This is a genomic window from Streptomyces gottesmaniae, from assembly GCF_031845845.1.
Lineage (GTDB): Bacteria > Actinomycetota > Actinomycetes > Streptomycetales > Streptomycetaceae > Streptomyces > Streptomyces akebiae.
The window spans coordinates 212,894-232,978 of sequence record NZ_JAVRFJ010000007.1 but is presented as its reverse complement, the minus strand read 5'-3'; the positions used below and the strand labels follow the sequence as shown (position 1 = coordinate 232,978).

The 20,085-nt window shown below is 71.3% G+C and carries 15 protein-coding genes; 13 read left to right on the top strand and 2 right to left on the bottom strand.

The annotated features are described in order from the left end of the window. Nucleotides 1–2: 2 nt before the first annotated feature. Nucleotides 3–950: an intradiol ring-cleavage dioxygenase gene (locus RM704_RS11175; RefSeq protein ID WP_192829800.1), complete on the bottom strand. Its 948-nt coding sequence runs from the start codon at nt 948–950 to the stop codon at nt 3–5. A 382-nt stretch (nt 951–1,332) separates the two neighbouring features. Here RM704_RS11175 and fxsA point away from each other — a divergent pair, with 382 nt between their 5' ends. The 4 genes from fxsA to fxsT all read left to right on the top strand — a co-directional run bounded on the left by fxsA (nt 1,333) and on the right by fxsT (nt 9,494). Further along, the gene (gene fxsA / locus RM704_RS11170; protein WP_033530714.1) at nt 1,333–1,530 is read left to right on the top strand and encodes an FxSxx-COOH cyclophane-containing RiPP peptide; all 198 of its coding nucleotides are present in this window, start codon (nt 1,333–1,335) and stop codon (nt 1,528–1,530) included. Nucleotides 1,531–1,570: 40 nt separating this feature from the next. Next, nucleotides 1,571–3,994 (top strand): FxsB family cyclophane-forming radical SAM/SPASM peptide maturase, encoded by a 2,424-nt coding sequence (locus RM704_RS11165; protein WP_033530713.1) that lies wholly within the window; start codon nt 1,571–1,573, stop codon nt 3,992–3,994. Between the two features lie 184 nt (nt 3,995–4,178). Continuing rightward, nucleotides 4,179–5,429 (top strand): TIR-like protein FxsC, encoded by a 1,251-nt coding sequence (locus RM704_RS11160; protein ID WP_033530712.1) that lies wholly within the window; start codon nt 4,179–4,181, stop codon nt 5,427–5,429. Between the two features lie 69 nt (nt 5,430–5,498). Further along, nucleotides 5,499–9,494 carry an FxSxx-COOH system tetratricopeptide repeat protein gene (gene fxsT / locus RM704_RS11155; RefSeq protein WP_033530711.1) on the top strand — a complete coding sequence of 1,332 codons (3,996 nt, stop codon included), beginning with the start codon at nt 5,499–5,501 and terminating at the stop codon, nt 9,492–9,494. Nucleotides 9,495–9,540: 46 nt separating this feature from the next. On the opposite strand, the gene RM704_RS11150 is transcribed toward fxsT, so the two are convergent. Next, nucleotides 9,541–9,987: an ATP-binding protein gene (locus RM704_RS11150; RefSeq protein WP_033530710.1), complete on the bottom strand. Its 447-nt coding sequence runs from the start codon at nt 9,985–9,987 to the stop codon at nt 9,541–9,543. Between the two features lie 121 nt (nt 9,988–10,108). On the opposite strand from RM704_RS11150, the gene RM704_RS11145 reads away from it, so the two are divergent. From RM704_RS11145 to serS, 9 genes are all read left to right on the top strand, one after another. Next, complete coding sequence (locus RM704_RS11145) at nt 10,109–10,237, top strand: hypothetical protein (RefSeq protein WP_311590500.1); 129 nt, start codon at nt 10,109–10,111, stop codon at nt 10,235–10,237. 213 nt (nt 10,238–10,450) lie between these two features. Then, nucleotides 10,451–11,266 carry a hypothetical protein gene (locus RM704_RS11140; RefSeq protein ID WP_192829799.1) on the top strand — a complete coding sequence of 272 codons (816 nt, stop codon included), beginning with the start codon at nt 10,451–10,453 and terminating at the stop codon, nt 11,264–11,266. Nucleotides 11,267–11,666: 400 nt separating this feature from the next. Next, entirely contained in the window at nt 11,667–12,413 is a 747-nt protein-coding gene (locus RM704_RS11135; RefSeq protein WP_033530709.1) for a YcnI family copper-binding membrane protein, read from the top strand. Nucleotides 12,414–12,495: 82 nt separating this feature from the next. Beyond that, entirely contained in the window at nt 12,496–13,170 is a 675-nt protein-coding gene (locus RM704_RS11130; RefSeq protein ID WP_033530708.1) for an SCO family protein, read from the top strand. After that, the gene (locus RM704_RS11125; RefSeq protein ID WP_033530707.1) at nt 13,167–13,655 is read left to right on the top strand and encodes a copper chaperone PCu(A)C; all 489 of its coding nucleotides are present in this window, start codon (nt 13,167–13,169) and stop codon (nt 13,653–13,655) included. The genes RM704_RS11130 and RM704_RS11125 overlap by 4 nt, the downstream gene beginning before the upstream one ends. A gap of 14 nt (nt 13,656–13,669) precedes the next feature. Continuing rightward, nucleotides 13,670–15,715: a copper resistance CopC/CopD family protein gene (locus RM704_RS11120; protein ID WP_033530706.1), complete on the top strand. Its 2,046-nt coding sequence runs from the start codon at nt 13,670–13,672 to the stop codon at nt 15,713–15,715. An 8-nt stretch (nt 15,716–15,723) separates the two neighbouring features. After that, nucleotides 15,724–17,160 (top strand): iron uptake transporter deferrochelatase/peroxidase subunit, encoded by a 1,437-nt coding sequence (gene efeB / locus RM704_RS11115; protein WP_033530705.1) that lies wholly within the window; start codon nt 15,724–15,726, stop codon nt 17,158–17,160. A gap of 59 nt (nt 17,161–17,219) precedes the next feature. Beyond that, nucleotides 17,220–18,155 carry a prephenate dehydratase gene (gene pheA, locus RM704_RS11110; protein WP_033530704.1) on the top strand — a complete coding sequence of 312 codons (936 nt, stop codon included), beginning with the start codon at nt 17,220–17,222 and terminating at the stop codon, nt 18,153–18,155. A gap of 569 nt (nt 18,156–18,724) precedes the next feature. Then, nucleotides 18,725–20,002, top strand: coding sequence for a serine--tRNA ligase (gene serS / locus RM704_RS11105; RefSeq protein WP_033530703.1), 1,278 nt, complete (start codon nt 18,725–18,727; stop codon nt 20,000–20,002). The last annotated feature ends 83 nt before the right edge of the window (nt 20,003–20,085 follow it).

Sequence of the window (20,085 nt, the reverse complement as noted above, 5' to 3'; positions counted from 1 at the left end):
CCCTATGAGGCCGACTCGGCGGCCGTGGCGCTGTCGGTCGGGGCGTCCGTCGGGGGCTCGCCCGACGGCGGCGTACCGCCCTCGCCGCCACCGCCGGCGCCACCGCTGCCGGCGCCCGTGTTCTCGGCGTCGGGGTCGATACCGAGGGTGAGGAAACCCTTGTAACCGCGGGCCGGGGTCGCCTTCTTCACGGCTTCGAGGGTGAGCAGGCCGCCGGCCGCGCCGCCACCGTCGTACACCATGTCGTCGTCGAGGGTGGTGTAGCTGCCGGTGTGCCGGGAGTAGGGCTCCAGCGTGAAGACCTGTCGGGCGATCTCGTCGTCGAAGAAGAACTGGCCGGTGTAGTTGACCTTGCCGCCCTCGTACGTGCCGTCCTCCTTCTCGCCGCCGGTGTGCACCTTGACATGGATGTGGCAGGTGCGTGGGGTGTACCAACCGGGGAAGATCGTCTCGAACTTGACGACTCCGTTCGCGTTCGCGATCTGGTAACCGCGAAGGTAGGTGGCGTCGTCGGCGGTCGAACCGTCCTCGCTCTCGGCGGGCGCCGAGCCGCCGGGATTCGCGGTGGTGTAGCCGGAGTAGTAGCCCCAGGCGTCGCAGTGCCAGATCTCCACGGCCGCGCCGGGGACCGGGGTGCAGCCGTCGGTGGCGTCCACGACCGTGAGCCGCAGGGTCAGCGGAACACCGCTCTTGCCTTCGGTGATGTCCTTGCGGACCAGGGCGCCGTCCAGGTAGTACGGGCCTTCGGTGACGCTCGACATCAGCGTCATGCACGCGTCGGCGGTGCTCGCGGTGGAGGCCGTGGCCGTCGCCTCGGCGGTGCTCGTCGTTTCGTCCGCGAACGCCGCCTGGTACCCGGCGACCGCCAGACCGCCGGCGGCGACCGTCCCTCCGGTCACCGTGAGCGCGCGGCGCCGCGTGATCGTTTTGCTTCCGTGGTTTCCCGTCATAGCGGTGAAGTTAGGGACGCGGCCCGTCAGGGAGCTGGGGTGTGGCTGTGCGGGGACTGAGAGTACCGAGAACCCCGAAGCCGCCCGGAAGGAGCGATCTTCCGCTCAACTGCCTTGTTAGCGGCGAGTGATGAGACGGTTCTCACGTTTGCCGCCCCGAATACGGACGAGGCTTGTGGTGCCGTCCGAAGCGCTCCTCGGCGTCGGCTATCTTCTGGTCGCGACCAGCAGTCGGCCGGATATTCGGCGCTGTTCGCCCGGTCGGCCGCTAACTTCTTCTGTGGCTGATGCTCGAGTGAGAAATTCCTGTCGGCATCTGCTTCATCGAGCCGCACGACTCCGCAACCCCGTCAGTTTCCACGCACAGATTGATGAGGTCCCCATGAACGCATCCCTCGACCCCACGGCCGAAGAGTCGGGAGCCACGGCCGCCGTCGGTCCGGAGCGGGTGTCCTTGGTGCAGTTGGCGGCGCGGAGCGGCGGCGCGCTGTCGCCCGCCCTGAGCCGTGCCATGTCGAACGGCGCCGAACGCGGGGGTCCGGCCAGGGTCGCGGTGGCGGCTTTCCAGTCCTCCGTCTGACACCGCCGCCCACCGACCCCGCCGGGACCACCGACATCACATGACCGTCATGGGCCGACCGCTCCTGCCGTTGCGTCAGTTCGTGCTGAAGATGCACAGTCGCTGCGACCTCGCGTGCGACCACTGCTACGTGTACGAGCACGCCGACCAGAGCTGGAGCCGTCGGCCCGTGGTGGTGTCGGACGAGGTCCTGCGCGCCACGGCGGAACGCATCGCCGAACACGCCGGGGCGCACGGGCTGGCCACCGTCCACGTGGTCCTGCACGGTGGCGAGCCCCTCCTCGCGGGCCGGGCCCGGCTGCGCAGGGCCGCCACCGAACTGACGAGCGCCCTGCGCGGCGTGTGCGAGCTGGACCTGCGGATCCACACCAACGCCGTCACGCTCGACGAGCGGTTCCTGGACCTGTTCGACGAGTTCGACATCAAGGTCGGTGTCTCGCTGGACGGCGATCGGGCCGCGAACGACCTGCACCGCCGCTACGCCGACGGGCGCAGCAGCCACGACCGCGTCCTCAGAGGCATCGCCCTGCTCAACCGGCCCCACCGCCGCCATCTCTTCGCGGGCATCCTCTGCACCGTCGACCTGCGCAACGACCCGGTCGCCGTCCATGACGCGCTCGCCGCGCTCGCCCCGCCCCGCGTCGACTTCCTCCTCCCGCACGCCACCTGGGACGCGCCCCCGGCGCGCCCGGCCGAGGACACCGACGGCACGGCGTACGCGCGCTGGCTGCTGGCCGTCCACGACCGTTGGACCGCGACCGGTCGCACCATGGACGTCCGGGTGTTCGACTCGGTCCTGCGGACCCTGCGCGGCGAGAGCAGTCTGACCGAGTCGCTGGGCCTGGCGCCCGCGGATCTCGCCGTGATCGAGACCGACGGCACCTTCGAACAGGCCGACTCCCTCAAGACCGCGCACGACGGGGCGCCCGTCACCGGCCTGGACGTGTTCGGCAACTCCCTGGACGAGGTCGCCGCGCATCCGGGCATCCTGGCCCGGCAGCAGGGGCTGGACGGGCTGGCCGAGCAATGCCGGGCCTGCCCGGTGGTGCGCTCGTGCGGCGGCGGCCTCTACGCCCACCGGTACCGCTCCGACGGCAGCGGTTTCCGCAATCCGTCCGTGTACTGCTCCGACCTGCTGTCCCTCATCACCGATCTCCGGGACCGTCATATGACCGACCAGTCCGCGCGGCCGGCGCTCGCCGACCTCCACCTGGCCGAACTGGCCACCGGACGCGGAACGGGCGCCACGGTGGACCTGCTGGCCCGCCACCAGCTCGCCCTGGTCCGCGAGCTGCTGGGCCTCGTGCGGCACGAGACGAGGCTCGCACCGGCGACCGAGGCAGGCCAGCGGGCGTGGGACACGCTGACCGCCCTCGACAGCGAGGCCCCCGAAGCCGTGGACCGGGTCCTGGCCCACCCCTATGTACGGTCCTGGGCGCTGAGCTGCCTCGGGGCCCGTCCGTCGCCGGGACCGATCGGGAGCGTCGCGGAGGCGGCCGGGACGACGGCCGCGCGCGGGATGGCGGAGATCGCCGCCGCCGCCGCGCTGCGGGCCGGGCGCCGGGCGTCGGTGCTCGTCCCGGTCCACGGCGGGCTGGTGCGGCTGCCCACGCTGGGGACCCTGACGGTGGAGGCGGACACCGAGCGGGCCCTGGTGCGCACGGACGTCGACGGCTGCACGGTCCACGTGGGCGACCGGACGTACCCGATCGCCCGGAGCGGCCCCGGGGACCCCGCCTGGCGGGGCAGCCGCCGGTTCGAACTGGACGGCTGGTCCGTGACCTTGGAGGACACCGACCCCTGGCGGGACTGCCACGGCCATCCGGCGCACCCCCGGCTCACCGAGGGCGAGGCCGAGGCGTGGCGGGCCGACCTGACCGAGGCCTGGGCCTGGATCCGCCGCGAACTGCCCGAGTACGCGCCGGGCATCGCCGCCGGGCTCCGGACGATCACCCCGCTCACGCCCTCCCCCGAGGGCGCGGACATCAGCTCCGCGGCCCGCGACGCCTTCGGCGCGGTGGCCCTCGCGCGCCCGTCCGCGCCGGAGACCCTGGCGCTGCTCCTCGTCCACGAGTTCCAGCACGTGAAGCTGGGGGCCGTGCTGGATCTGGTCGACCTCCACGACCCGACCTGCGAGACGTTGTTCTACGCGCCGTGGCGTCCCGACCCGCGCCCGCTGGAGGGGTTGCTGCAGGGGACGTACGCGCATCTCGCGGTGGTCGACTTCTGGCGGGCCCGGTGGCGGTGCGGGGGCGGGCAGGAGGCCGAGGTGCGGTTCTCCCGCTGGCGGGACCAGACGGCGGAGGCGCTCGGGACACTGACGGACTCCGGGGCGCTGACGGAGGCCGGGAAGCGGTTCGTCGCGGGACTCCGGGAGGCGCTGGCGAGGGACGAGGTGAGTGCGGACGCCCTGCGGGCGGCCCGGCGGGTGGCGGAGGAGCACCGGCGCGCTGTTCGGCCGTAGGGGAGCGAGGGGGGAATGCGGGGGAGTGGAGGGGAGGGGAGCGCGATGCCCTTGCTCCGCCTACGTGTTCGAAAGCCGGCGCGTCGGTGGGCCGAAGCCGGGACATTGGGCCCGTTCGTCATATTCCACGTGCGCCTGCCCCCTTCCTACACTGAGGAAAGTCACCGGGCATCGGGGGGCATGGGTGCGAGGAGATGCGGCCAGGGGCGGCGGAAGCCCTTATTTCTTCCTCAGTTACGCGCACACGCCGCGAAATGACGCCGGTGACACCGATCCGAACATCTGGGTGAGAAAGCTGTACGACGGGCTGTGCGCCCACATCATGCAGATGACCGATCTGCCGCGCGGCGCACGGGCCGGCTTTCTGGACCAGGGCATGGCGGTCGGCACCCGGTGGACGGACGAGCTGTCGGAGAACCTCGCGCGCTGCAAGGTGTTCGTTCCCCTGTACTCCCCGCGCTACTTCATCAGCGAGCAGTGCGGGCGGGAGTGGTGGGCCTTCAGCCAGCGGCAGATCAGCCACCGGGCGCGGGGCGGCGCCACCCGGGAGCACGCGATCATCCCCGCGTTATGGGTGCCCGTGGAGCCCGCCCAATTACCGCACGCGGCCAGGGACCTGCAGTTCAACCACGTGTCGTTCGGCCAGGACTACGCGGAGGAGGGGTTCTACGGCCTGACCAAACTGCGTTATCTGCGGGACGAGTACGAGCGGGCCCTGTACCGGCTGGCCAAGCAGATCGTGCACGTGGCCAAGGTCACCGAGCTGGACGAGGGGCAGACGTACGACGAGTACGAGTCGCTCCCCAGCGCGTTCGGCGCCTCGGGCCACCCCCCGGAGTTCGACATCACGGTCATGGCGTGCACCCGCTCCGACCTGCCACCGGGCGGTGAGCCCGACTGCTACGGGCAGCTGCCGCGCGACTGGAACCCGTACCACCCGGCGTCGACGCGGCCGCTCGGCGAACACGCGGCGGACCTGGTGCGCACCATGGACTACAAGGTCAACATCGGGGACTTCGAGAAGGACGTGGACCGGCTGCTCGGCCCCGGCCCGCCCCGCGCCCCGGGACTGCTGCTGCTCGACCGGTGGGCCCTCGCATCGGCCCGGGGCCGGGAGCTGATGGAACGGCTGTGCGAGGAGCAGCGGCCGTGGATCAGCGTGATGATCCCCCGGTGCGAGGACGACGCCGGGCCGGCCCGGGAGAAGAGGCTGACGGCGCTCACCGAGAAGGCCCTGGCCGCGCGGACGACGGAGGGCAGCGGCCACCGGACCCTCAACGGCGGCATCCGCACCCTGGACGCCTTCGGCAACGAACTGCAGACGGCCGTGAAACAGGCCGTCGCCTCCTACGAGGCACACGCACGGACCTATCCACCGGCGGGCCCCCTCGTCGCACCCCCGCGACTGCGGGGCCCGGCGGACCTGGGCGGCTAGGGCCGTTGTGCACCGGGACGCACGGCAGTACGGCAAGAGCGGTCGGACAGGGCGGAGGACGGCAGGCGCATGACGGAGAACCGCAACGGCACGGTCATCACGTTCTACTCGTACAAGGGCGGCACCGGCCGGACCATGACGCTCGCGAACGTGGCGTGGATCCTGGCCGCGGGCGGACACCGCGTCCTGGCCGTCGACTGGGACCTGGAGGCACCCGGCCTCCACAAGTTCTTCCATCCCTTCCTCAACCCGGCGATGCTCCGGGCCACCCCCGGGCTCAGCAACCTCATCGGCGACTACCGCCGGGAGGCGCTGCGCGACCTGCCCGACCGCGCCCCGGACTGGCACCGCAGGTACGCCCGCGTCCGGCCGCACGCGCTGACCCTCGACTGGACCTTCCCCGAGGGCGGCAGCCTGGACTTCCTCTCCGCCGGGCGGCGGCACGACGACTACCCGGTGATCGGCAACATGGACTGGGACCTCTTCTACGCCAGTTACGGCGGCGGCCAGTTCTTCGAGGCGATGCGCGCGGACATGCGGCGCCACTACGACTACACCCTGATCGACAGCCGTACCGGACTCAGTGACCTCGCCGACGTCTGCACCGTGCAGATGCCCAACACCCTCGTCGTCTGCTACACCCTCAGCGGCCAGAGCATCGAGGGCGCCGCCGCCGTCGCGCAGAGCATCCGGGAGCGGTTCGGCCACAAGGGCATCCGCATCCTGCCCCTCGCCATGCGCATCGACCTCGGTGAGAAGGACAAGCTCGACGCGGGGCGTGCCCTGGCCCGGGAGCGCTTCGCCGGACTGCCCGTCGGCCTGGACGGCGAGCGGCTGACCGACTACTGGTCGTCGATGGAGGTCCTCTACCAGCCGTACTACGCCTACGAGGAGATCCTCGCGGCCTTCGGCGACCCGCCGAAGACGGCCAACTCCATGCTGAGCGCCTGCGAACGGGTCACCTCCGTCATCACCGAGGGCCGGGTCACCCGGCTCCCCCTGATCGGCGAGGAGAAGCGGGCCCGGTACAAGGCCGCGTACACCCGGCGGCGCCCGCTGCCCGTCTCCCGGCTGGTGCTGTACTACGTCTCCGAGGACCGGATGTGGGTCGACTGGCTGGAGTCGGTGCTGCGGGACGCCGGTTTCGACGTGGCGCCGATGGACGTCCGGGCGCTGCCGCAGGACACCGGGGGACTGCCGGGGGACGACGGCCGGGCGGCGTCCGGCGCCGAGGACACGGCCGACGGCTCGGAGCGACTGCTCGCCGTGGTCTCCCCCGCCTTCCTCGACTCCCGGCGGGCGCGCCGGGCCTGGGAGGACGCCGTGCACGCCGACGGGCGCAAGCCGGGGAGCCGGCCGGTGGCGGTCCGCGTCGACGACGTCCGGCTCAGCCTGCCGCAGGCCTCCCGGGGCGCCATCGACCTCACCCGGCTGGACGAGGAACAGGCCTACCGGACCCTGCTGACGAGCCTCGACCACCCGGACGTCCTGTCCGCGCCGCCGCGCGGGGGCGCCCGCTTCCCCAACACCGGCACCCGGATCTCCAACGTCCAGCCCCGCTACCCGTGGTTCACCGGCCGCTCACCGATCCTGGACCGGCTGCGCGAGCGCCTGGTCAGCGGCCGCTCCGGGCAACGGCTGCCCCAGGTGCTGCACGGTCTGGGCGGGGTGGGCAAGTCCCAGCTGGCCCGTGAGTACGCCCACCGGTTCAAGGCGGACTACGACCTGGTGTGGTGGATCGACGCCGAACAGCCGGACCTCGTCCTGCCCAAGGTCGCCGCCCTCGCGCAGGAACTGGACCTGCCCGTCGGCGACGACGTCTCCGAGGCGGCCGAAGCGGCGATGAGAGCCCTCCGGCAGGGCGACCCGTGCGCCCGCTGGCTGCTGATCTTCGACAACGTCCCGGACCTGAACCGGGCGTTGCCGCTCTTCCCGGGCCAGACGGCACCCCTGCGGGACCACGTGTACGGCCACATCCTCGTCACCACCCGCGATCGGCCCGGCTCGACGCTGGTGCAGTCGCTGGAGATGGAGGTGTTCACCCGCGAGGAGAGCGTGGAGCACCTGTGCCGCCGGGTGCCCGGACTGCGCGACACCGACGCGGACCGGGTCGCCGACGCGCTGGGCGACCTGCCGCTCGCCGTGGAGGTCGCGGCGGCCTGGCTGGAGGCGACGGCCACCCCGGTGGAGGAGTACATCGACCAGCTGCGCGAGCAGTCCACCCGGGTGCTGTCGGTGCAGGAGGCGGTGAACGCGGTCGAGTATCCGTCCTCCGTCGGCGCCACCTGGAACATCTCCATCACCCGGCTGCGCGAGGAGTCGCCGGCCGCGGCCCGGCTGCTCGAACTGTGCGCCTTCTTCTCGGCCGAGCCCATCTCCATGACCCTGATCAGCAGCGACGCGATGATCGACGCCCTGCTGCCGTACGACCGGGACCTGCGCGCCCGCTACATGCTCGGCCGCGTCACCCAGGCCCTGAACCGCTTCGCCCTCGCCAAGGTCGACTCCGCCGACAACTCCATCCAGGTGCACCGGCTGGTGCAGGCGGCGGTGCGGGACAGTCTGGACGACCGGCGGTACGTGGAGACCATCCACGAGGTGCACCGCATTCTCGCCGCCGCCCGGCCGCGCGAGGGCGCCGTGGACGATCCCGCGCAGTGGCTCGGGTTCGAGGTGATCTGGCCGCATCTGATGCCCTCGAACATCCGCGAGTGCGCGGAGGAGGAGCCCCGCCAGCTGATGGTGGACCGCGTCCGCTACCTGGGCAAACGCGGCGAGCTGCAGGCCGCCCGCACCCTGGCCACCGACCTCGACGAGCTGTGGACCAACGAGATCCTGGACGCGGACGACGAGCAGGTCCTCAACCTCCGGTTCCAGCTGGCCAACGTGCTGCGCTCCCAGGGCGACTACCAGGCCGCGCGGGCGATGGACGAGAGGACCCTGGACGGCCAGCGCCGGCTGCTCGGCGAGGACCATCCGAACATCCTCATGACCTCGGGCAGCCTGGCCGCCGACCTGCGCGCGCTGGGGCGCTACAAGGAGGCGCTGGACCTGGACCTGCGCATCCACCTGGGTTTCAAGGAGATCTTCGGCGACGACCATCCGCGTACGCTCTCGGCGGCCAACAACCTGGCCATCGACCTGCGGCTGGCCGGCGACAGCGAAGCCGCCCGCCGGCTCACCGAGGACACGGTCCGCCGCCGCACCGCGCTGCTCGGCCCGACCCATCCGTACACGCTCGCCACCAAGGGGCACCACGCACGCGACCTGCGCGACCTCGGCGACTACCGGACCTCCGCCGAGCTCCTGCGCGAGGTCCGCGAGAGCTTCGAACAGGTTTTCAACCCGGGGGTGCCCGAAGTCCTCCAGGCCGACAAGAGCCTCGCGGTCTCCCTGCGCAAGGCGGGCCGTACCGCCGAGGCACTGCGGATCACCGAGGAGACCTGGAAGACGTACGCCCGCTACCACGACCGCTACGGCAGCACCATCCCCGAGGTCCTCGCCTGCGGACTCAACCTGGCCGCGGACTACTTCGCCACGGATCCCGAGGACGGTCCGGCGCGGGCGGTCCACCAGGTCGAGGAGGTGCTGGACGGGTACCAGGACTCGTTCGGCGCCGAACACCCGTTCACCATGTACTGCTTCAACAACCTCGCCATGTACCACCGGGCCCTCGGCAACACCGAGAAGGCCGAGGAACTGAGCCGCCACGCCCGCGACTGTCTGGCGGCCACGCTCGGGGACGACCACCCCGCCGTCCTGTCCGCCGGCCTCAACCTGGCCAACGCCTACGGGGACCGGGGCCTGTACGACCATGCCGAGCGCTCGGAGCGCCAGGCCGTGGAGGGGCTGCGCCGACGGTTCGGCGCCGACCACCCCGATGTGCTGGTCGGCATGGGCAATCTGGCGATCACGCTGCGGGCGACGGGTCGTGAGGAGGCCGTGCGGCTCCAGGAGAAGGCGGCGATCCGACTGACCCAACTGCTGGGCCGGAACCACCCGGTGACCGTGCTGGTCCGCGACTGGCAGCGGGTGGGGAGGGACTTGGAGCCGCATCAGATCTGAGGCGGACGTCCCGGAAGCCGCCGGGGGCGTCTCCGAGCGGCGCGGACTAGACGGCCACCAGCGGTGCGCCGTCGCGCCACTTGAGGATCTTGTCGAAGCTGACGATCGCGCCGCCGAGGCCCGGCTTGTTGCCGATGTGGACGTGGTCGGCGAGTTCCCGGATGAGGCAGAGGCCGCGGCCGTCCTCGGCGTCGGTGGGTGCCGGGCGGACCGGGTGGCGGTGGGGGAAGCCCGGGCCCGAGTCGGCGACCTCGATCCGGCACTTCTCACCGTCGAGGTAGGCGGTCACCCGGTACGCCTCGGTGGCGGTGCCGGCCGGGATCGCGCCGCCGTGCTCGACCGCGTTGGCGCAGGCCTCGCTGAGGGCGATGGAGAGGTCGTAGGAGACGTCCGGATCGACGCCCGCGGTCTCCATCGTGCCGATCAGCAGCCGTCGGGCGAGCGGCACGCTCGCGGCTTCACGCCGCAAATGGAGTGACCACCAGATGCTCATGCTCCAGCCTCCCGGCCGCGGCTCGACATACCGTTACGTATTGCCGCCGAGGGCCGGGCGCAATCGCCCGGAACCCGTCTGTCCGCCCATACGGCGGATGCGGCCCCCGCACATTCGGTGTATGCGGACCGAACCCTTCCGAGTCACCCACAACTTCCACCACTCCCTTGCAAGTGGCTGGGCGGTGACCTCGCTCCCTCGCAAGTGGTCGGGCGGTGACCACATTCCCTTGCAGATGGTCGGGCAGTGACCGCACTCCCCTCAGCTCCGCCCCGCGATCAGCGCACCCGCACAGCCCGGAGCACCTCAGGCCTTTCGGACCCGCCCCTGCCACGCGCCCACCTCAGCCCCACCCGAACACCCACCCGAACACCCACCTGAACACCGCCCTCTCCCACCCCGTACCTCACCGCGTGAACCCGCCGAACCCAGCGGAGCGCCCCGGTGCGATGATGGGCCCGCCATGACTGCCCCCCACCCACGCCGGCCGACCGCCGCACGCCGGGCCCGCGCCGGAGGCGACCTCCGGGTCCTGCGGGCCGCGGTGTTCGCCGCGGTCTGCGTCGTGCTGGCCGGGGCCGGACACGCGCTCGCCTCGTGCGCGACGGTCCCGCTGTGGAGCCTGGGCGTCGGGTTCGTCGGCACCTTCTGCGTCGCCGCCGCGCTGGCCGGACGGCAACGCTCGCTCCCGGGCATCGCGGCGCTGCTGGCGGTGGGCCAGACCGTGCTGCACGTCCTGTTCGGCCTGAACCAGCACGGGACGACGGCCGCGTCACGCACCACGGAGACCATGGACGCCGCGCTCATCGAGCGCGCCGCCCGCTTCGTGTGCGGCACGACCGCCGCTGCCCTGAGCCCCGCGCAGGCCCGGCGCATCCTCATCGACGCCGGGGTCGGCGGCACGCACGTCGCGCACGACCCCGCGGACGCCATGACGACCGCGCCGGGCTCCTCCGCCGCGCTCCTGCCGTCCCTGCCCATGCTGCTCGGCCATGTCCTCGCGGCCGTAGCCGCAGGGTGGGTGCTGCGCCACGGCGACCTGGCACTGCTCCGCCTGGCCAGGCTCGCGACCCAGGAGCCGCTCGTACGGTCGCTGCGCGGCGCGCTCGCGCTGGCGCGGGCCCTGCGGTCCGGGCTCATGGGCGCGCCGGAGGCCTTTTCACGCGCCCCGCGAACGGTGTACGCGGCGCCCACCGCCTTGCGGACGACCTCGCTCCAACACACCGTCGTCCGCCGCGGCCCTCCGACCGCCGCGCCCGCCTTCGCGCTCGTCGCCTGACCCGACGCACGCTCACTCCGCACCAGGGAGAGGGAGTCCGTCGCCCGGCGTCGAGACCCGCGCACCCGCTCCCGGCCCCGGCCCCACGGCTCCGGACCCTGCGGCCCAGGCCTCGCGGCTCCAGCTCTGCGGCTCCCGGACTCGAACACCGGCGCCCAGCCTCTGGTTCCTGGTCTTGGTCCTGGTCTTGGTCTTGGTCCTGGTCTCGTCTCGGTCCCGGCTCCGGACACCGGCCCAGGCTCCGGTCCCCCGGCCGTCGGCTCCGGCCGTCGGCTCGGCGTCGGCTCGGCGTCGGCTCGGCTGTCGGTCTCCGTTCCGGCCCGGCCCGGTTGGTCGGCTCGCGGCGCGCGCTGTCCCTCGTCCTCTCTTCTCCCTCACTCACTGTGGAGTGTCACCAGTCATGAAGGTTTCTCGTATCGCCGCCGTCGGCGCCCTCGCCGGCTCGGCCGTCCTCCTCCTGTCCGGCCCCGCGTTCGCTCACGTCAGCGTCGCGGCGGAGGGCACGGCGGCCAAGGGCGGGTACGCGACCGTCAACTTCAAGGTCCCCAACGAGCGCGACGACGCCAGGACCACCAAGCTCGAAGTGAACTTCCCGACCGACCACCCGCTCGCCTCGGCCCAGCCGGAGGCCGTCCCCGGGTGGAAGATCCAGGTCACCAAGGCCACGCTCGACAAGCCGGTCGAGCTGCACGGCGAGCAGATCGACGAGGCCGTCTCCAAGATCACCTGGACCGCCACCGGCGACGGCATCGCTGCGGGCTTCTTCCAGAAGTTCCCGGTCTCCATCGGTCAGCTCCCCGAGAACACCGACGAACTGGTCTTCAAGGCGATCCAGACGTACTCCAACAAGGAGGTCGTCCGCTGGATCGAGGTGCCGCAGGACGGCCAGGAGGAGCCCGAGAACCCGGCTCCGGTGCTCGCGCTGTCCGCCGCGTCCGACGACCACCACGGCTCGTCCGGCGCCTCGAACGCCTCCGAGGAGTCGAAGGACGCCGACGACGCCGAGGCCGCGTCGAAGGAGACCACCGCCGCGCCCGCCGACAGCAGCGACACCACCGCCCGTGTCCTCGGCATCGTCGGCATCGTGGTCGGCGCCGCGGGCGTGGCGTACGGCGTCCTGGCCGGCCGCCGGCGCACGGACGCCTGAGTCTCCGGCTTCCCGGCAACTTCCCCTCGGCGCACGTGGACGCCTCGTGCGCGCCGGGGCTCGAATCGACTGGACATTTCTCATGCGCACGAACACGAAGAAGAAGACGCTCGCGGCCGGTGCCCTGCTGGTCGCGGCCGTCCTCGGCCTCTCGGCCTGCGGCACGGGTGACGACTCCACGACGTCGGTCGCCGAGGTCTCCGACACCGGCCCGGAGCAGGCGGCCACGGTCCTTGACCAGCCGTTCACCAAGCCGGACCTGGTCCTCACCGACACGAACGGCAAGTCGTACGACCTCCGCAAGGAGACCGAGGGCAAGCCGACGCTGATCTACTTCGGCTACACCAACTGCCCCGACGTCTGCCCGCTCACCATGAACAACCTCGCGGTCGCCAAGAAGGAGGTCGCGAAAAAGGTGTCGAAGGCGGAGCTGGCGAACCTGCGGCTCGTCTTCGTCACCACCGACCCGGAGCGCGACACCTCGGCGGAACTGGGGAAGTGGCTCAAGGGCATCGACTCCGAGATCGTCGGTCTGACCGGCGACTTCGACGACATCCAGGCCGGCGCCCGCACCCTCGGCATCTCCATCGCCGCGCCGACCAAGGACAAGAACGGCAAGCCCGTCTCCGAGCACGGCACCCAGGTCATCGCCTTCTCCCCGAAGACCGACGGCGGCTATGTGCTGTACGGCGAGGACGCCACCGTGCAGGACTACGAGAAGGACCTGCCGAAGCTGCTCAAGGGCGAGAAGCCGTGAAACCAGTGGCCGGCCCCGTCCTGATCACCGCCGCCGCGCTCGTCGCCCTGACCGGCTGCGGTGCCACCGGCTCCTCTTCCTCCGACTCCGCCGATTCCGCCGACTCCTCCGCCGCCAAGCTGTCCGTGAAGGCGGCCTATATGCCGCAGCCCGTCACAGACTCCATGGCCGCCGGTTTCCTCGTCATCGAGAACGACGGCGGTACGGCGGACGAGCTGACCTCCGTCACCAGTGATCTCGCCCAGGACGTCACCGTCCACGAGACGACCGGGCAGTCCATGCAGGAGGTCAAGGGCCTGGAGATCCCCGCCGACGGCGAACTCGTCCTGGAGAGCGGCGGAAACCACCTGATGTTCGAGAACCTGAAGCGCAAGCCGAAGGAAGGCGAGACGGTGTCCCTGCGGTTGAACTTCACCAAGTCCGAGGCCATCACGGTCGAGATGCCCGTGAAGTCGGCGACGTACCAGCCGACCAGCGGTCACTGAGGGAGGTAGCACCGGTGAGCCGGTTGAGGCCGTTGCTGTTGCTGTTGTTCGCCACCGTCGCAGCGCTGCTCGCCGGTGCCGTGCCCGTCTCCGCGCACGCCGCGCTGACCGGCAGCGACCCGCAACAGGGGTCGGTGGTCCAGGAGGCACCGGATCGGGTGTCGCTCACCTTCTCCGAGAAGGTCGCGGTGTCCGACGGCTCGGTGCGCGTGTACGACCCCAAGGGCAAGGAGGCCGACACCGGCGAGGTCACCGACCTGGGCGGCAACAGCTACGCCGTCGGGCTGCACGCGGGCCTGCCCGACGGCACGTTCACCGTCACCTACCAGGTCGTCTCGGCGGACAGCCACCCCGTCGCCGGCGCCTTCACCTTCTCGGTGGGGGCACCTTCCAAGACGACGGTCGCGGTGCCCGAGCAGGGGGCCGGCGGCGGGGTCGTCGGCGGCCTCTACGGCTTCGCACGCTATCTGTCGTACGCCGGTTTCATCCTGCTGGTCGGCGGCGCGGCCTTCGTGCTGGCCTGCTGGCAGCGCGGAGCCGGGGTTCGGCCCGTGCAGCGGCTCGTGGTCTCCGGCTGGCTCGCGCTGACCACCGCCACCCTCGCGATGCTGCTGCTGCGCGGCTCGTACACCGGCTCCGGCAAGCTCGGCGACGTCTTCGACCTCGACCTCCTCGGCCAGGTCCTCCAGACGAAGACGGGCGCCGCCCTCGTCTCCCGTCTGCTGCTCCTCGCCGCGGCGGCACTGTTCATCGCGGTGCTGTTCGGCGCGTACGCGCGGCGGTACGAGGAGATCGAGGAGGGCGAGGACGAGGACGACGAGGAGACCACCGGCATCGAGCCCGCCGGCACCGAGGCCTCTGCGGACTCTGTGGGCTCTGCGGACGACGCGGACGACGCGGACTCCGAAAACGACGACGAGTCCCTCCAGCGGGACCTCACCTTCGGGCTGGCCATCGGCGGCGGCGTGGTCGCCGCCGGGCTCGCCGCGAGCTGGGCGATGGCCGAGCACGCCTCGACCGGTATCCAGACCGGCATCTCGATGCCCCTGGACGTCCTGCACCTCCTGGCGGTCGCCGCCTGGCTGGGCGGCCTGGCCGCGCTGCTCGTAGCCCTCTTCCGGGCACCTGTCGACGCGCAGATCGAGAGGGACGCCGTACGACGGTTCTCGCGGCTCGCGTTCGGCAGCGTGCTCGTGCTGACCGCGACCGGGATCTACCAGTCGTGGCGGCAGGTGGGCAGCTGGTCCGCGCTGACCGGCACGTCGTACGGACAGCTCCTCCTCGTGAAGATCGGCCTGGTCGCCGTGCTGGTCGGGATCGCGTGGATCTCGCGCCGGTGGACCGCGCAGCTGGCGGAGGCGCCGGCAGTGGCGGAAACGGGAGTCGCCGAGGAGAAAGAGGTCTCCGAGGAGGTCTCCGAGGCGAAGGAGCTGGCGCCCGCGCACGCCACGAGCGGCTCCACGAAGGCGACCGGTGACGGTTGCGAGCGGGCCGCACAGCTCGCCCGGCAGCGGGCGGCGGTGGCGAGCGCCCGCGAGAAGCGGATACGGAACGCGGATCCGGGCCGTTCGGGTCTGCGTCGGTCCGCGCTGGCGGAGGCGGGCGTCGCCGTCGTCCTGCTCGCCGTCACGACGGTGCTGACGGCCACCGAACCGGGGCGCACGGTGGAGGAGGCCGAGGCGGCCAAGGCGGCCGTGACACAGCAGGACAAGACGTCCGGGGCGCTGGCGCTGGACATGTCGTTCGACACCGGGGGCAAGAACGGCCAGGGCGTGGCCCGGCTGCAGATCGACCCCGCGCGGGTGGGCGCCAACGAGATGCACGTCTACGTCCAGGGACCCGACGGCAAGCCCTTCGACGTCCCCGAGGTGAAGGTCGCCTTCACCCTGGAGGCCAAGAAGATCGGCCCGCTGCCCGTGGTTCCCGACCGCGTCACCACCGGCCACTGGACGGCGAGTGGCGTACAGGTCCCCATGGCGGGCGACTGGAAGATCGAGATCACCGTACGGACATCTGACATCGACCAGGTGACCGTCAGCAAGAACGCGAAGATCGGCTGAAACACACCATGGCTGACCAGGACCTCGTCGAAGACGGCTCCGTGGCCCCGAGAGGGGCTCGGGGCGGTGCCGACCATGCGGCCACCGCCGCGCCCGCGCGAGCGACCACGCACAACTCACCGTCGCCGTCCGCGGGTGCGGAGCCGACGCGAGGGACGGCACCGTCGCCCGGCCTCGCGAGCGGGCCCATCTCCCGACGTCGGCTGCTCGGCACGGCCGCCGCTACCGGCCTCGCGCTGGGTGCGGCGGGCGGCGCCGCAGGCTATGCGGCCGGCGCGGCTTCCTCGTCCTCCTCTTCCTCCGAGAGGGTCACCCCGCTGTCCTCCCTCGGCGCGGGGGAGGTGAGGTTTCACGTGAAACATCAGCCGGGGATCACCACCCCGCTCCAGGCCCGTGGCCATCTCGTCGCCTTCGACCTGGCGGCCGGGGCAGGGCGCAAGGAGGCAGCGGCTCTGCTGCGTCGCTGGTCGGACACGGCCCGGCGACTGATGGCGGGCGAGCCCGCGGCTCAGGACGACACGGATATCGCGCTCGACGCGGGACCCTCGTCGTTGACGGTCACCTTCGGCTTCGGCCACAGCTTCTTCGCCCGTACCGGTCTGGAGAAGCAGCGCCCGGAGTCACTGGACCCGCTGCCGGACTTCTCCTCGGACCAGCTCGACAGGGCGCGCAGCAACGGCGATCTGTGGGTGCAGATCGGGGCGGACGACGCGCTCGTCGCCTTCCACGCCCTGCGCGCGATCCAGAAGGACGCGGGCGGCGCGGCACGGGTGCGGTGGCAGATGAACGGCTTCAACCGCTCGCCGGGTGCCACGGCCCACCCCATGACCGCCCGCAATCTGATGGGGCAGGTCGACGGCACCCGCAACCCGAAGCCGACCGAGTCCGACTTCGACGAGCGGATCTTCGTGCCCGAGTCCGCATCACCGAGCACCTCCGGCGACCCCGCGTGGATGGCGAACGGCTCCTACGCGGTCGTACGCCGCATCCGCATGCTCCTCGACGACTGGGAACAGCTCTCGGTCAAGGAGCAGGAGGGCGTCATCGGGCGCCGGAAGTCGGACGGGGCGCCGCTGAGCGGGGGCCCGAAGGCGACGGAGACGACCGCGATGGATCTGGAGAAGACGGACGCCCAGGGCAATCTCCTCGTCCCGATCAACGCGCACGCCCGCATCACCCGTCCCGACCAGAACGGTGGCGCGGCCATGCTCCGCCGCCCGTTCTCCTTCCACGACGGCATCGACGCGAAGGGCGTCCCCGACGCCGGTCTCCTCTTCGTCTGCTGGCAGGCCGACCCCCTGCGGGGCTTCGTCACCGTCCAACGCAAACTCGACCGCGGCGACGCGCTGTCGAAGTTCATCCGCCACGAGTCGAGCGGCCTCTTCGCGGTGCCGGGAGGCGCGGCGGAGGGGGAGTACGTGGGGCAGGGCTTGCTGGAGGGCTGACGGTCCTGCTGCCGGGCCGAGGGTCGTACTGCTGGACCGAGGCCCATTAGGGTGAGTCCATGCCAGCCAGCTACGTGTACCTCGGCCCCGAGGGCACCTTCACCGAGGTCGCCCTGCGCACACTGCCGGAGTCCGCGACCCGCGAGCTCGTCCCGATGGTGTCCGTGCCCGCCGCACTCGACGCCGTCCGCAACGGCGAGGCCGAGGCCGCGTTCGTCCCGATCGAGAACTCCGTGGAGGGCGGCATCACGACCACGCTCGACGAGCTGGTCGCCGGCGCCCCGCTGATGATCTACCGCGAGGTCCTGCTCTCGATCACCTTCGCGCTGCTGGTCCGGCCGGGCACCCAGCTCTCGGACATCAAGACGGTCACCGCCCACCCGGCCGCCCAGCCGCAGGTCCGCAACTGGATGAAGGCCAACCTCCCGCCCGACGTCGTCTGGGAGTCCGCCGCCTCGAACGCCGACGGCGCCCGTCTGGTCCAGGAGGGCCGTTACGACGCCGCCTTCGCCGGCGAGTTCGCGGCCTCCCGGTACGGCCTGGAGCCGCTGGAGACCGAGATCCACGACGCGGAGAACGCCCAGACCCGGTTCGTCCTGGTCGGCCGTCCCGCCCGGCCCGCCGCCCCGACCGGCTCCGACAAGACGTCCGTCGTCATCTGGCAGCGCGACGACCACCCCGGCGGGCTGCGCGACCTGCTCGGCGAGTTCGCCGTCCGTGGCGTCAACCTGATGCTTCTGCAGTCCCGCCCGACCGGCGAGGGCATCGGCAACTACTGCTTCGCCATCGATGCCGAGGGCCACATCTCCGACCGGCGGGTGGCGGAGGCGCTGATGGGCCTCAAGCGGATCTGCCTCCAGGTCCGCTTCCTCGGTTCGTACCCGCGTGCGGACGCCACCACCGCGAAGGTACGGCCCACACTGCCGGGCACGTCCGACACCGAGTTCGTGGCCGCGGCGGACTGGGTGGCGCGCTGCCAGGACGGCCGGTTCTGATCCGGCCCACCGCCGGTGCTACCTGCCTATTTTCTTTGTCCACAGAAGTTATCCACAGGGCACCTTCTCGACCTGGGGACAAGTCGACAACACAGCCCTATTCAGTCGACAAATCGCCTTCCCGGGTCCCCCTGTGTCCACAACCCCGTGAGTCACCCTTCGTCCATGTGTCTCCTCGCGTGAATCCTTTAGAGCGACCCATTCCCCCGCGAATCCACTCGAAAGTGGGCGTGAAGGTGGTTTGGGTCGGGAATCCTCAAGGCGGAGTCCGATTCCCCCAGTGATCTTTCCCGAAGTCCACAGATCTTTCGCACAGCCTGTGGATAACTCTGCGGCACTGTGGATTCCTGTGGACGACCGATCCCCAAGTCCCTTGCGACACAAGGAAGTCGAGTCAACCAGGCGCCGAACCTCTGCCCCCTTCAGGGGGTCGCGCCCCGGTTCATTGACTTTCGCCGGCACCGGCCGGGCCCTGCCCACGTGATCGACATTCCAGCCAAAGATCCAGATAAAGGGCGTACAGCGAATTCAAGTCGTGGGCCGGAACCACGCACCGGTAGCCTTGAGGGGTGATTGACCTTCGCCTGCTCCGTGAGGACCCCGACCGTGTGCGCGCGTCCCAGCGCGCCCGTGGAGAGGACGTCGCACTCGTCGACTCCCTCCTGTCCGCCGACGAGCGGCGCAGGTCGTCCGGCGTCCGCTTCGACGAGCTCCGCGCCGAGCAGAGGTCGCTCGGCAAGCTGATCCCCAAGGCCTCCCCCGACGAGAAGGCCGAGCTGCTCAAGCGCGCGGAACAGCTCAAGGCCGACGTCAAGGCCGCCGACGCCGAGCGCGGCGCGGCCGACAGCGAGACCCAGGAGCTCCTCCTCCAGCTGGGCAACCTCGTCCACCCCGACGTCCCCGTCGGCGGCGAGGAGGACTTCGTCACGCTGGAAACGCACGGCGACATCCGTGACTTCGCGGCCGAGGGCTTCGAGCCCAAGGACCACCTGGAGCTCGGCACGATCCTCGGCGCCATCGACACCGAGCGCGGCGCCAAGGTCTCCGGCTCGCGCTTCTACTTCCTGACGGGCGTCGGCGCCCTCCTCGAACTGGCCCTGGTCAACGCGGCGATCGCCCAGGCCACCGCGGCCGGCTTCACCCCGATGCTCACCCCGGCGCTGGTCCGCCCGCAGTCGATGGCCGGCACCGGCTTCCTCGGCCAGGCCGCCCAGGACGTCTACCACCTCGACAAGGACGACCTGTATCTGGTCGGCACCTCCGAGGTCGCGCTGGCGGCGTACCACATGGACGAGATCATCGACGCCGACCGCCTCCCCCTGCGGTACGCGGGCTTCTCCCCCTGCTTCCGCCGCGAGGCCGGCTCGCACGGCAAGGACACCCGGGGCATCTTCCGCGTCCACCAGTTCGACAAGGTCGAGATGTTCTCGTACGTCGCGCCGGAGGACTCGCAGGCCGAGCACCAGCGCCTGCTGGACTGGGAGAAGCAGTGGCTGACGTCGCTCGAACTGCCCTTCCGCGTCATCGACGTCGCCTCCGCCGACCTCGGCTCCTCGGCCTCGCGCAAGTTCGACTGCGAGGCGTGGATCCCGACCCAGGGCAAGTACCGCGAGCTGACCTCGACGTCCGACTGCACGGAGTTCCAGTCGCGCCGCCTGCAGATCCGCGTCCGTGACGGCAAGCAGGTCAAGCCGCTGGCCACGCTCAACGGCACGCTCTGCGCCGTCCCGCGCACCATCGTGGCGATCCTGGAGAACCACCAGCAGGCCGACGGCTCCGTCCGCGTCCCCGAGGTCCTCCGCCCGTACCTGGGTGGCCGCGAGGTGCTGGAGCCGGTAGCCAAGTGAGCGAAGCGGCAGCCACCGGGGGCTCCACGGACTCCGGCAAGACCACGGTGTCCGAGGCGCCCGGGGCCCCCGGCGCGTCCAGG

Bases quoted from the DNA above. Each gene is read 5' to 3' on its own strand.
- RM704_RS11175 (WP_192829800.1), bottom strand. From the start codon at position 950: ATGACGGGAAACCACGGAAGCAAAACGATCACGCGGCGCCGCGCGCTC.
- fxsA (WP_033530714.1), top strand. From the start codon at position 1,333: ATGAACGCATCCCTCGACCCCACGGCCGAAGAGTCGGGAGCCACGGCC.
- RM704_RS11165 (WP_033530713.1), top strand. From the start codon at position 1,571: ATGACCGTCATGGGCCGACCGCTCCTGCCGTTGCGTCAGTTCGTGCTG.
- fxsT (WP_033530711.1), top strand. From the start codon at position 5,499: ATGACGGAGAACCGCAACGGCACGGTCATCACGTTCTACTCGTACAAG.
- RM704_RS11150 (WP_033530710.1), bottom strand. From the start codon at position 9,987: ATGAGCATCTGGTGGTCACTCCATTTGCGGCGTGAAGCCGCGAGCGTG.
- RM704_RS11145 (WP_311590500.1), top strand. From the start codon at position 10,109: ATGCGGACCGAACCCTTCCGAGTCACCCACAACTTCCACCACTCCCTT.
- RM704_RS11140 (WP_192829799.1), top strand. From the start codon at position 10,451: ATGACTGCCCCCCACCCACGCCGGCCGACCGCCGCACGCCGGGCCCGC.
- RM704_RS11135 (WP_033530709.1), top strand. From the start codon at position 11,667: ATGAAGGTTTCTCGTATCGCCGCCGTCGGCGCCCTCGCCGGCTCGGCC.
- RM704_RS11130 (WP_033530708.1), top strand. From the start codon at position 12,496: ATGCGCACGAACACGAAGAAGAAGACGCTCGCGGCCGGTGCCCTGCTG.
- efeB (WP_033530705.1), top strand. From the start codon at position 15,724: ATGGCTGACCAGGACCTCGTCGAAGACGGCTCCGTGGCCCCGAGAGGG.
- pheA (WP_033530704.1), top strand. From the start codon at position 17,220: ATGCCAGCCAGCTACGTGTACCTCGGCCCCGAGGGCACCTTCACCGAG.